Here is an 11,676-nt window from a genome sequence, read left to right as displayed (position 1 = left end):
TGCTGTGCCCCCGCGAGGCGCGCCGACCGTGCCCGCTGCACGGCCTCGCCTCCGACCACCGCGCGCCCGTGATGCCCTGGCGCCATCCGGCCTAGTGCTCGACGGCGACAGGCGTCGCGGCGCGCCTCGATCGCGTGGACGACAGCGGCCATGTCTCGCTGCGCCCCAGATCCACCTGCCGCAGGAGGGACGCCCCCGGCAGGCCTCGAACAAGGACATCTGTCTGGCCGTTACCCCACATCCCCGTGACGGTACGGGCAGGCCACATAGTCAGGCCAGGTGCGCTCGCCCTGCGCCGGCAAGGAAGGAAACCAATATGTCGAAGTCCGTGTTGTACATGTCGATGTCGCTCGACGGGTTCATCACCGGCCCGGACGACGGTCCGGGCAACGGGCTCGGGAACGGCGGTCTGCGGCTGCACGAGTGGCTCGGCAAGTCCGTGTCCGATCCGCCGTACTTCGACCCGCCGGGGTTGAGCGGGCAGGTGTTCGGTGAGTCGATGGCGACGGGTGCGGTCGTGGTGGGTCGCAAGACGTTCGACTATGCCGGTCACTGGCATGGTGATCACCATGGTGTGCCGATCTTCGTACCCACGCGTGGTGTCCCGCCGGCGCCTCAGAGCGGCTGGGTTCACTACGTGCCCGAAGTCGCAACGGCGATGCGTGAGGCCAAGGCGGCCGCCGGCGACAAGGACGTGATGGTGCACGGTGCCGCACTCGCCCAGTCGCTGCTGGGCGAGGGTCTGCTCGACGAACTGGAGATCCACCTGGTCCCGGTCGTGCTCGGTGCTGGGCGGCGGCTGTTCGGCGCGGACCGTATCGAGTTCGAGCTGACCGCGGTGCTCGACGCGCCCGGTGTCACGCACCTGCGCTATCGGGTGACCTCGGGTGCCGGCCGGTGACCACAGCGACCGGCGCCACCGCCGTACACCGGACAACTCCCGCGAACGAGGGTGGGTCCTCCCCACCCATCAGCTGGCGCCTGCAGATCCGCATCAGCCTCGTCCATCGAGGTCGAGCGCATGGGTGGGCGATGTCCACCGGAGCGCCCGAGCTGGTCATGAGAGTCGATCAATAGCCAGGAGTGTCCATGTCCAAGGTGTGGTTCGTGACAGGAAGCGCGCGCGGTCTGGGGCGTGCGTTCGTCGAGGTCGCGCTCGAAGCGGGTGATCGCGTGGTGGCGACGGCGCGTAATCCGGAGCGGTTGCGGGATCTCCTCGGCACCTATGGCGATAGGGTGCTCGCGCTGCGGCTGGACGTGACCGACCATGACGCGGCCGTGCGCGCGGTCGCTCAGTCCGTGGAAAGGTTCGGACGCATCGATGTCGCCATCAACAGTGCCGGATACAGCGACCTGGGCTCGTTCGAGGACACCTCGATCGACTCCTTCCGTATGCAGGTCGACACCGTCTTCTACGGCGTCGTCAACGTTTCCAAGGCGGTCGTGCCGATCCTGCGCGGGCAGGACCATGGTCATCTCATCCAGGTCTCCTCGCTCAGCGCCCGCTTCTCCGCCCCTGGCCTGACCGTCCACCAGGCGGCGTATCGATTCCCCTGCCTGCTTCGGTGGGTAGGTGCAGGCCCCGCTTACCGGCGGGGCCTTTGCGTTTTCCCCGCCTAGTTCGGCCGACAGATCCCTCATCATGGCCGGTTCCGCCGGTTTTCGCCAGCGCTTGGACCCGGTCAGAGTCCGACGTTGCGCATGGCGTTGTCGCGCCAGCGGTCCACGGCGCGGATGTAGCGCAGCACGACGGGCGAGGCGGGGGCCCAGCGGCCGTGTTTGGCGATGACGGCGACGGGGACGCCGGCGGCGTAGGCCACGGTGGCGCCGCCGGCGCGCAGGCTGTGTGCGGTGATGGTCTCCGCGCTGGGCACGCCGGCCCGCACGGCGAGGTCGCGGACAATGGTGTTAATGGCGTCGGCCCCGAGCGAGGGCCCGATGGTGCCGTGCCGGTTGATTCGGCGCAGCAGCCGCCCGCCGGTGTGTCCTGCCTGGTCGAGCACGGCGAGCCAGTCGCGCCAGGCGGCGACGGGGTCGGTGAGCGGGTGGCTGCCGCGCGGGATCGCGATGGTCTCGCCGGCCGACTCCTTGTCGGTCTTGGAGGTGCGGATCGTGACCTCCAGGCCGTCGGCGACCTCGCGTACGTCCTCACGCAGCAGGGCGACGAGCTCGCTGCGGCGGCCCATCAGCGCCAGGCCGAGCACGAGCAGTAGCCGGTCACGCCGCCCGATCGTCGTGTCCAGGTCGCAGGCGGCGACCATGGCGCGCAGCGCGTCGATGGTGACGGGCGGGGCCTCGCGCTGGCCGCGGCCACCGGCTTCGGCGCGCTGGCGTTTGTAGGCGCGCAGCGCGAGGCGGGCCGATTCGGTGGCGGGCCGTCCGGTGTGGCCGGCCAGGCGGTGCATGGTGCGCACCGCGGCGATGGCCTGCTCGATGCTGGCCGGGGCCTGTCCGGCCTCGCACAGCTGGGAGGTGTATTCGGCCAGCGTGTGGGCGGTGGCGGGTAGCGCGATGCGGCCGTGGTCGGCGCACCAGGTGGTGAAGGTGGCCCACTGGCGGGCGTAGGCGCGGCGGGTGTTGGCGGGCACGCCGTCGGCGATGCGGGCCTGGGTCCGGGCGCTCAACGCATAGTCGGCGACGGTGTGTGCCCCCGCATTTTCCGGCAGGGCGAAAATCGGTGGCCGCTCCCCCGCCACCGGTGCGGGCAGCGCTTCCTGCTCGTCGTCCACGCCCGTCTCCTGCCCGCTTCCGGCGCGTCCCGGCGCCGTAATCCTGACCCGCGATAAGGAAGGTTATCACGGGTCAGATCATAAGTAAGAACCGATTGCGAACGCACGAAAAGGCTGCGTTCGAACGCCACGAACGGTAATCTGTGAGACTGTGGCAGACGATCAGGAAACTGTGGCGGTGGCCAACCCAGCCGAGGACGGCGAGCCGGCCAAGAAAGAGAAAGCCGGGACGGATCCGGAGCCGCAGTGCGCCGGTCCTGGGTGCGCCAAGACCTTGCCCGGGCGCAGCAGCCGCGCCAAGTACTGCAGCGACGCCTGCCGGGCCGCCGCCTATCGGGCGCGCACCACGGCGCATGCCGCCCCCGTGGCCAACGCCCTGCTACGCACCCAGGACCTGCTGGCGCCGCTGCTGGCCGCCGGCGAGCAGTGGCAGACCGCTCAGGACGCGCTGCGTAGTCAATTGGCCGAGCTGAGCAGCGGCGCGCTCGCCCAAGTCGAGTCCGCCGAACAGGCCGCCGAGGAGGCCCGCGCCGCCGCGGCGGCCGCCGAGCAAAACGCCACGGCCGCGACCAACGCCGCCGCCGCCCGCATCGCTGCCGCGGAACAGGCCCGCGAACAGGCCGAGGTCGCCCGCGATCGCGCCGAAGAACGCGAACAGGATGCCTGGCGCCAGGTCGGCGAACACCAGGCCGCCCGCGCCCAGGCCGAGCAGAGCGCCGCCGACGCCGCCGCCCGGCAGCGCCAGGCCGAAACAGACCGCGCCGCCGCCCAGCAGCGGACCGCCCAGATTACCGAGTTGCACACTGCCGCGACTAGTCGCATCACCCAACTGGAGCAGGAGGCCGACGACCGGCAGCACGAGTTCGCCGGCGTGCGCCGCCAAGTACAGGCCCAGGAAGAGCGCGCGCGCGAGGCCGAACGCGAACGCGACCAGGCTCGCGGTACCGCCGCGGCGCACGCCCAGGAAATCGACCGACTCCACCAGGCGCTGGCCGCCGAACAAGAGCGACGCGAGCAAGCGGTCACCGCCGCGGCCGTGGCCGAGCAGGCACGCACCGCAGCCGACCAGGCCAAAGATTCTGCGGCCATGGAAGTGGAACGGTTGCGCGAAGAGCTCACCAAACTAACCGCAGCGCTGACGGAAGAACACCGCCAACGCGAGCAGGCGGTCACCGCCGCGGCCGTGGCACAGGCCCTCCTGCGCGAGCACGAGTGTCCCAGCCCGGCTGATCATTCCGCATACGCCCCAGCGGTTCCTGCCGACACGACGGAGGCATCTGTGCCGTCGGACATTAATCCGTAGATTCCGAGTTCGAGCCCCGGGCGCCCTACCACTCCACACCCCATCCGACCTGGGATTTCTCGTTTTCCATGGGCCTTCGGCGAGGCGGAGACACGCCGTTGGTTGCTCGCCGGTTGCTCTTCGGCACGGTTCGGGCACATGGCCCGGCGTTCTCAACCTCCGCATGGGGCCGTTTGCCAGGCCAGACCCCTCAGACGATCAAGAGAATGCCATGCCAGAAGCTCTGGCGGGCGTGTGGGGTGCGGAAACTCGAATTGCGCGCTGATCTGGGGCTTCGTACGTGCTGTGTGGGGACACTGGATCTTCTATGCTGCGCGGTGATACTCGTTGATGATGCCGCCGAGGATCTTATGGCGTTCGATCCGGTGCTTGGTCAGATCCGCGGGTTCCGGCGGCGCATCGGGAGGGAAATGGTCCAGGGACCGGTGGGGCCGTTTGCGGTTGTAATGATCGACGTAGGCACGAAGGACTGCTCTGCAGTGTCGCTCCCCCAGGATCAGCAGCCGGTCCAGGCATTCCCGGCGAACGCTCCCCACCCACCGCTCGCAGATCGCGTTCGCCCGCGGCGCGCGAACCGGCGTCTTGACGATCCTGCATCCTTCACCGATGAACACCTCGTCGAAGGCCGCCGTGAACTGGGCGTCGCGATCATGAACGATGAATTTCACTCTGGCCAAGCGATCGCCGAGGTCCATGATGAGGTTCCTGGCCTGCTGAGCCACCCATGGCCCGGTGGGGTGGACGGTCACACCGGCCAGATGGACGCGCCGGTTGAGGTGCTCGATGAAGAACAACGCGTACAGCCGGACACCGAACAAGGGCTCCACGTGGAAGAAGTCGGTTGCGATGATGCCCTGAGCCTGGGCGGTGAGGAACTGCCCCCAGGTCGGCCCCGAACGGCGCGGCGCGGGACCAAGCCCGGCACGAACAAGAATCATCCGGACCGTGGTCGGCGAGACGCGGTGACCCAGTTGCTTGAGCTCGCCATGGATGCGCTGGTAGCCCCAGTTCGGATTCTCCTGCGCCAGCGAGATCACCAGCTCACGCACCGTATCGGGCATCGGCGGGCGGCCTGGTGTCCGGCGGGGATAGCGCCATCGTCGCCGCATCAGATCACGGTGCCAAGCCAGCAACGTCGCCGGAGTGATGAAGAACGCACTCCAGCGCACGCGAGGAAGCAGACGCGACAACGCGGCCAGCCACTCCCGATCCGCAGGCTGCAGCAGCGGACGGGCGATCTGCCGCCGGAGCACGGCGACCTCATGCCTCAGCACCAGGATCTCGATTTCCTTGACGCCGCCGCTACGCGCGAGCAGCACCAGCCCTCCGACCAGATGCCGGACAATCATGTAGAGCACTGACCACATCATGCCTAGAGAACATGCCAGACGATCAGCCTTGATCACCGTATAACCGCAGGTAGCAGTACCAGGTCGAGTTTCCGCATCCCACACCCATCTGAGCGACGTCGCCGGATACCGCTCAGGTCTTCAAAGCAAGGCGGCCCGCCTCAGAAGCTGGGGCGCGTCCGCTACGAGGGAATGACGTACGCGTTGGTGCTAGACCGGCCGGTGCCGTTCAGGGCGGTGATGTACAGGAACGGCCGGCGCGGATCGACGTCGGTGGGCGTGGTGAAAGGGACCCATGCGGCACTCGCCTCGTCCGGACCTTGGGCGACGGTCACCGTCTTCATCGCCGCCCCGGCCCGAGCGTACCGGACCTTGATCGTCCCACACGCGAAGTTGTGGCCGATGATCGCGATCCCCGCCGCGTTCCTGGTCGCGCCGACGATGCCCGCGCCGAGGTCCTCCTCGACGAAGCCATCACCCCGCCCCAGGTCGGGCCCGGCTGCCGGCTGTCGGGCGGATCCTGGCTGTCCTATTACGACGATCAGCCCGTCGACGACCCCGCCCAACTCGACGTCGACCACATGGTATCTGTAACTACCGCATAGATCAGCGATGTTCAGGCAGGTCAGAACGTCGATGACATACCGCTGACAGTCTGACCGGGAGTGCATCTATTCGCCGTCCAAGGCTGCGAGCCGTTTACCGGATCTGCCGATGAGAGGGCTCAAGTCTCCCGCGAGCAACCGCGCGGTCCGGCTAGGGACTGCGAGCCCGTTGTCTATACCTTGCTCGCCACCACCATGTAGTTCTCGGCCTCAGGGTTGAACGTGCTCATTTCCGCCCGGAGTCCGACGCGGTTCAACTCGACTTCGAGTTCGTCGTATCGGTACGGCCAGCACGACAGCAGTTCCGAGCGGACAAGAACCGACCCAGCCGCATCAACTTGCGCGATCGCAATCTCGATGTGGTGCTCGTCCTCCCAATGCGGCGCAATCTCCCAGCGGTAGACCACGACGGCATTGCGACCGTTCCGGCGGACGAGTCGGTCACTGATGTCCAGCCGGGAACCTCTGGCCCTCACAAGTTCCCAAGTACGGGAGGTGAGCACCAAGCGCCCGCCAGGGCGCAGAAGCCGTGACATCGACTCCAGAGCAGCAACCCTGCCTCTCGCGCCCACGGCATGGTGCAGCGAGTTACCAACGCAGAACACCATGTCGAAGGTGGCGTCATCGAAGTAGTCGGGCAACTCTTGCCAGTCCGCCCGCACTGTCCGGACAGATGCCTTGAACTCCTCAGACAACTCCGCAGTCCGGCGAACCATCGCTTCGCTGGCGTCAGTTGCGACAACCTGCATGCCAAGACCGGCGAGGCCGACCGCCAACTGTCCGGTTCCGCACGAACAATCGAGGACGTCAGCGTTCGACGGGAGGCGACTGAGGACGTCATCGAACGACGCAGCGAAGTCGGCCGGAGCCAGCTTTGCATCCGAGATGAGCCACTCGTACACCTCGGCAAGCGCATTATAACCCGTCACAACTACTACCTCCGTCACGCGGCAGACTCACGGTGGGACGTCAGTACATCAGCGGAGCAAGTCGGGCCACAAATGGTTTCGCAAGGGCAGCCCGTCCGCTCACGACCGCATTCCGCGCGCTTCGTGTCACCCCTCCTACGCCTGAAGTCGCCGTCGCAGGCTGAGATTCTCGCCGTGCGCAGCGGCCAGTGCCTTCTGCAACTCCGCGACCTCGGTGCGGTGCTTGGCCTTCGCCTCACGAAGTTGGCCGGCCAGTGCTCGGACTGCACTGCTGGTCGTGTCCTCAGCCACATCGGGCGCATCGGCTGGCGGTGTCGAGCGACCACGAGCCTTCTGTCGTAGGGCCGTGATCTGGTCGCGGAACTGCGGGTGTCGGTAGAGGAAGTCGGTCGACACCTGCGCGTGGTTGGCGACTGCGACGAAGTTGACCTGGGCATCCTGACGGGGTCCCGCTCGCCGAAGCCTGGGATTCAGGCGCCTACGACTGGACCGCCGCCCAACGCCAGGACTACGCCAACGACCTGCGTGATCCCTGGCACCTGGTCGCTGTCACCGCCCGCTCGAACAGGCAGAAAGCCGATCAAGATCCCTCCACCTGGCAACCGCCGTACGAGCCCGCACGCTGCCGGTACGCCGCCGAGTGGACCGTTATCTTGGGTTGGCGGCCTTGTCTTGCAGGTCAGAGCAAGATGATCTCTTCTTCCACGTGTGGCACGTTGACCGTCTCTTCCAGCGCCGTATGTCAGTCCCCGGCTTTCCGGCCGGTTCCTGCCGCCCCGCCGCTCTCCTTGCTCTCGGCCAGGCGCAGCGTCTGCCACCCATCCGCCGTCTCCTCCACCCGCCAGGGGGGCGGCCACCTCTGCCGCACCCCCTCGGCCGCGGGCGCCACACGCACGTCCTCCAGGACCGCCATCTCCAGCCCCGTTGCACCATCGAACAGGGCATGGCCGATGAAGGTCGCCCCGCTGAACAAGGCGTTGCCTGCGAAGACCACTCCGTCGAACCGGGAACCCACGTTGAAGGTCGCCTCCTCGAACGAGACTTCGCCGGTGAAGGTCGCCCTGTCGAACCGGGCGCCACGGGTGAAGGTCGCCCCCTCGAACAAGGCGTCGTCTACGCGACAGTAGCTCAGGTCGAGGTCGATCAGGATGGCGCCGGTGAGATCCAGGGTGATGTCGGGCCAGTGTCGCGGGTTGGGGGCAGGGGGTCGGCGTTGCCACCAGCGGTGGTGGGGTGGAGGCTCATCATGGCGTAGGTGGGCGGTCAGGATGCGCTGGGCGGTGAGGCGGACCTGGCGCTCCTCGAGCGGGTCGCGCCCGGCCGCCGGGGCGGAGACGCCGGCGATGGCGGCGCGCGGCACAGCAGGCTCGTCGGCGCTCTGGTCCGGGTTCTGGCCCGGAGGCGGGACGAACGGCATCCGGAGATACGCACAGATCACGTCCACGATGGTCTGCCGCAGTGTCGGGGTGTCCTGGGCCAGGCGTTCCAGGGCGTATAGGCCGGCCAGCCGTACCGGGGCCTGGTCGTTGCCGAGCTGCTCGGCGGCCTTGCCGTAGAGCTCGGTCACCCGGCGCTCGGCGGCGTCGTGCGTGGTGTGCGCGGCGGTCAGCTCCTGGTGCCGCTGGCGGCGTACGGCCAGCAGCAGGGTCGCGGCGCCAACGCCGGCCGCGGCCGCCAACGCCGTCCTGGTCGCCTCGATCCGGGCGGATACCCGCCCGGATACCGGCACCGTGTACAGGTCCTGCAGCAACCACGCGGTCGTCCCCCACGCGGCCGCGCCGATCAGCAGTGCCGCGGGCAGGGTCCACCACCACATCGAACGCGGCGGCCGCAACTCGGGCGGACGCGCAGACAGCCGGGGAGAGCGCCGGAAAAGCCCCATGCATCGATTCCACCCTGCCGCGAACCGTTCCGAGGCGCATTGCTCAACTCGTGATCGCACCCGAACACCATGAGGTGCGGCCTCGGCACCGTGAGGTTTCACCCTCACTGAAGAACCCTCACCACCATCGCTATCTGGGGTTCGGAAGCGAAGTAGCTGGTCAACGCGATACGGGCACCCGTCGTCAGCCCGGCCGGCGCGGGCATGGGCCTGCTTCCAGGCGCCCAAGAGGCCGGGCAGGTGCGTGAAGGGGCGCGCATGCTCGCCGAGACCCGCCCGGACGCGGCCGCCGCGGTGGCCATGCTGGCCGGGCTCGGCACCCGCAGCGGCTCGCTGCTCACGCTGACCGTCGGAGACATCCGCACGCTCGTCGACTTCCACGGCGTCCGCCATCTGACCGTCTCCTTCCGCAACAAGGGCGGCACGGAGGAACTGCTCCCGCTGCCGACGCTGGCCACGGAACTGCTCAAACCGCTGCTGACCGGCCGCGCCGCCACCGAGCTGCTGTTCAGCAAGCGCGACGGGTGGCCCATCGACCGCTGGTGGGCCGCCGGCGCGCTGCGCGAAGCCGCCCGGCTGGGCGGCATCCCTGCCGAGCGCGCCGCGCAACTGCACCCGCACATGCTGCGCTCCACCTACATCACCCACGCCTTCGCCCTGGGCATCGCACCCGACAAGGTGCAGGCCGCCGCCCGGCACGCCGGCATCGCCACCACGCTGCGCTACAACCATCCCGACCAGGACCTCGGCGGGTACGTCGCCTACCAGCTCGAAGCCGACTTCACGACCGAGACGAGTAGCGAACCGGGAGACACCCCGACATGATCTCTGCGCACGCGGCTCGTTCCAGCGCCGAGTTCGCCGCCGCGTGGTGGGCGAACTACCTGTGCGCTCCAGACGTCGAGGAGGGGGACCTGGCTGAGGTTGACCCGGCCACAGCAGCGCTCGAACCCACCATCGCGGTGATGCCAGCATCGGCGGTCGATGAGGGTGTGATCAGCCAAGAGCAGGTATCTCGGTTGTTCACCGGCATAGCCGAACGTGTGAGGGTCGAAGTCGGGCACGGTCGGCGAGTCCGGCTCCAGGTGAGCCGCCACGCCGTGGACGCGATCCTGGGCGGCGCCCTGGCCGACGCGGAGATCGACCTGAGCGACGGGCGTCTGGCGTTCGCTCTTCCGTCTGCCGCCATGGAGATCACCCATGACGCTGTTGTCGTCCAGCACGCCTACACCGCTGATCCTCCGCAGATCGTGTGGCAGCCAAGCTCCGATCAAGCCGGCTCGTGGATTCCGCGCGGCCGCGGTGCCTGCAAGACGCCCTCCGCGCCAGCCGTTGGCGGGAGTAGATTGTTGACGAGCGATCGGGACAAGGTGAGCCGACATGGCACATCGAGTTCGAGGGGTGTCGGAGCAGAGAAGCGGAGACCGACATGGAATCCGTTGATCGGCCACTCGACATCCGTCCCTGTGCACGCGGTGGTCGCCCCAAGAGCTAGGTGCCCTACACGGGGCGTGGTTTCCCAGACCGTGCCTCGCCCAAGGGCTGGGCTGTTGCAGTGCGAACTCGTCCCACAAGCCGTGGGGCGGGGTTCCCCCGACTACACGCGTTCGTGCCTGCCATCGGAAGGGACGGGGTCGATGTCCCCAGCCCTTCGTAAGGACAGCTAGCACAAGGTGTGGGCTGCGATCGGTGAAACGGTCAGCAGCCCCTACGTCTGGCTCCTGCCGATCGCTCTACCAGTCGTGGCGTTTCTGGGAGTCCTTCGCCTTATGGCCAAGGGCGACGCACACAAGGTGGAGTCGCTGAAGTGGAAGACCAGATTCCTTGGTGAGCTTGAGCTGACCTTCCGCGAATCGGACTCCTCCGACATGGGGGACAGCAGTGGCGATGCCTTATCGGGCAACGTACCTGCATGGAAGAGATGGTGGCGTCGCCTACATAGGCGGGAGTGACCACTCCTCCGAGACATGAGCTCTCGAACCTTCCGCGGCCCCGGCCATCCATCATGGCCGGGGCCTGCTGCTTTCAGGGTGCCCTAGCCGTCGAACCCCTCCAGCCGCCAGACGCGGCGGGCCACGTCCACCGAGGCCCACAGCCCAAGTACCCCGGCGGCCAGGTGGAGTTCGACCGCACATAAAAGCACTTAGCGAGCAACGCGACCTGGGAAAACGCGTCGCAGGGCGTTATCACGGCCCTCGCCGTTGACGGCGCGATGACCGCCGGCCGACGGGGGATCCCTGCTCAGCCTCGGGGCGTGGCGTCCTTCGCCGGCATGTCCAGCACCTGGAAAAGCATCGTCACGTACCGGGCCAGATCCTCCGGGGGCGCCTCGGCGAGCGCCGTCGTCCCGAGGACGCGGCGCATCAGCCACAGCCCCGCCTGCACGGCGAGCATCAGTTCCGCCCTCATCCCCGCTCCGGCACCGGACAGTTCCTCGCTCAGGTGCCGCCCGGCATGCCGGGCAATGGCGTCGCGCATGATCTCAGCCGCCCGCGGGTTGGCGGCCGACCTGAGCATGAGCAGGAACGGTCCGAGCTCTTCGGCCTCCGGCGCCGTCCGGGCCACGAGTGTCCGCGCGGTCTGTCCGGCCAGTTCCGTGCCTGTGCCGGTGATGACGGTGCGCGGAGCGAAGGCCACGTCGACCGCTTCGGCGAACAGGTGCTCCTTCGAGCCGAAGTAGCGGTTGATGAGCATCGCGGTCACCCCCGCGTTGTGGGCGATGTCGCGTACGCCCACTCCGTCATAGCCGTGCCGGGTGAAGGCGGCCACCGCCGCGTCGAGGATGGCCTGCCGGGTGGCGGCGGCGTCGCGTCGGCGCCGGTCGGGGGCGGGTTCGGAACTCATTCTACAAGTGTATACTTCAGATAAGTCTACGACTG

The 11,676-nt window shown here is 68.0% G+C and carries 12 protein-coding genes; 4 read left to right on the top strand and 8 right to left on the bottom strand.

Translation table 11 applies throughout. The annotated features are described in order from the left end of the window. Positions 1 to 316: 316 nt before the first annotated feature. On the top strand, positions 317 to 901 hold the full coding sequence (locus ACWEPL_RS40705) for a dihydrofolate reductase family protein (protein WP_452439344.1): 585 nt from the start codon (positions 317 to 319) through the stop codon (positions 899 to 901). Positions 902 to 1,089: 188 nt separating this feature from the next. Beyond that, entirely contained in the window at positions 1,090 to 1,620 is a 531-nt protein-coding gene (locus ACWEPL_RS40700) for an SDR family NAD(P)-dependent oxidoreductase (protein WP_452439343.1), read from the top strand. Positions 1,621 to 1,682: 62 nt separating this feature from the next. Here the strand turns inward: ACWEPL_RS40700 and ACWEPL_RS40695 are convergent, their stop codons facing one another. After that, positions 1,683 to 2,729, bottom strand: a complete 1,047-nt coding sequence (locus ACWEPL_RS40695; protein WP_452439342.1) for a site-specific integrase — start codon at positions 2,727 to 2,729, stop codon at positions 1,683 to 1,685. A gap of 151 nt (positions 2,730 to 2,880) precedes the next feature. Here ACWEPL_RS40695 and ACWEPL_RS40690 point away from each other — a divergent pair, with 151 nt between their 5' ends. Then, positions 2,881 to 4,032, top strand: coding sequence for a hypothetical protein (locus tag ACWEPL_RS40690; protein ID WP_452439341.1), 1,152 nt, complete (start codon positions 2,881 to 2,883; stop codon positions 4,030 to 4,032). Positions 4,033 to 4,337: 305 nt separating this feature from the next. On the opposite strand, the gene ACWEPL_RS40685 is transcribed toward ACWEPL_RS40690, so the two are convergent. The 5 genes from ACWEPL_RS40685 to ACWEPL_RS40665 all read right to left on the bottom strand — a co-directional run bounded on the left by ACWEPL_RS40685 (position 4,338) and on the right by ACWEPL_RS40665 (position 8,797). After that, complete coding sequence (locus tag ACWEPL_RS40685; RefSeq protein ID WP_452439345.1) at positions 4,338 to 5,381, bottom strand: integrase core domain-containing protein; 1,044 nt, start codon at positions 5,379 to 5,381, stop codon at positions 4,338 to 4,340. A gap of 182 nt (positions 5,382 to 5,563) precedes the next feature. Beyond that, on the bottom strand, positions 5,564 to 5,962 hold the full coding sequence (locus tag ACWEPL_RS40680) for a hypothetical protein (RefSeq protein WP_452439340.1): 399 nt from the start codon (positions 5,960 to 5,962) through the stop codon (positions 5,564 to 5,566). 197 nt (positions 5,963 to 6,159) lie between these two features. Further along, positions 6,160 to 6,933: a class I SAM-dependent methyltransferase gene (locus ACWEPL_RS40675; RefSeq protein ID WP_452439339.1), complete on the bottom strand. Its 774-nt coding sequence runs from the start codon at positions 6,931 to 6,933 to the stop codon at positions 6,160 to 6,162. 117 nt (positions 6,934 to 7,050) lie between these two features. Further along, a complete protein-coding gene (locus tag ACWEPL_RS40670; RefSeq protein ID WP_452439338.1) occupies positions 7,051 to 7,311 on the bottom strand; it encodes a hypothetical protein in 261 nt (86 codons plus the stop codon). A gap of 346 nt (positions 7,312 to 7,657) precedes the next feature. Continuing rightward, positions 7,658 to 8,797 carry a pentapeptide repeat-containing protein gene (locus tag ACWEPL_RS40665; protein WP_452439337.1) on the bottom strand — a complete coding sequence of 380 codons (1,140 nt, stop codon included), beginning with the start codon at positions 8,795 to 8,797 and terminating at the stop codon, positions 7,658 to 7,660. 258 nt (positions 8,798 to 9,055) lie between these two features. Between ACWEPL_RS40665 and ACWEPL_RS40660 the strand changes: the two genes are divergently transcribed. Continuing rightward, positions 9,056 to 9,622, top strand: coding sequence for a tyrosine-type recombinase/integrase (locus tag ACWEPL_RS40660; RefSeq protein WP_452439336.1), 567 nt, complete (start codon positions 9,056 to 9,058; stop codon positions 9,620 to 9,622). Here the strand turns inward: ACWEPL_RS40660 and ACWEPL_RS40655 are convergent. After that, positions 9,559 to 10,020 (bottom strand): hypothetical protein, encoded by a 462-nt coding sequence (locus ACWEPL_RS40655; protein ID WP_452439335.1) that lies wholly within the window; start codon positions 10,018 to 10,020, stop codon positions 9,559 to 9,561. The two genes, ACWEPL_RS40660 and ACWEPL_RS40655, sit on opposite strands and share 64 nt — an antisense overlap. Before the next feature lie 1,018 nt (positions 10,021 to 11,038). After that, complete coding sequence (locus ACWEPL_RS40650; RefSeq protein WP_452439334.1) at positions 11,039 to 11,641, bottom strand: TetR/AcrR family transcriptional regulator; 603 nt, start codon at positions 11,639 to 11,641, stop codon at positions 11,039 to 11,041. Between the last annotated feature and the right edge of the window lie 35 nt (positions 11,642 to 11,676).

The sequence above is a fragment of the Nonomuraea sp. NPDC004186 genome (assembly GCF_053603495.1).
The sequence above is the reverse complement of the archived record's forward strand: the minus strand, read 5'-3'. Positions and strand labels throughout refer to the sequence as shown.

Coding starts and splice junctions, on each gene's coding strand:
- ACWEPL_RS40685 (WP_452439345.1), bottom strand. CDS start 5,381: ATGATTGTCCGGCATCTGGTCGGAGGGCTGGTGCTGCTCGCGCGTAGC.
- ACWEPL_RS40665 (WP_452439337.1), bottom strand. CDS start 8,797: ATGGGGCTTTTCCGGCGCTCTCCCCGGCTGTCTGCGCGTCCGCCCGAG.
- ACWEPL_RS40660 (WP_452439336.1), top strand. CDS start 9,056: ATGCTCGCCGAGACCCGCCCGGACGCGGCCGCCGCGGTGGCCATGCTG.
- ACWEPL_RS40700 (WP_452439343.1), top strand. CDS start 1,090: ATGTCCAAGGTGTGGTTCGTGACAGGAAGCGCGCGCGGTCTGGGGCGT.
- ACWEPL_RS40705 (WP_452439344.1), top strand. CDS start 317: ATGTCGAAGTCCGTGTTGTACATGTCGATGTCGCTCGACGGGTTCATC.
- ACWEPL_RS40650 (WP_452439334.1), bottom strand. CDS start 11,641: ATGAGTTCCGAACCCGCCCCCGACCGGCGCCGACGCGACGCCGCCGCC.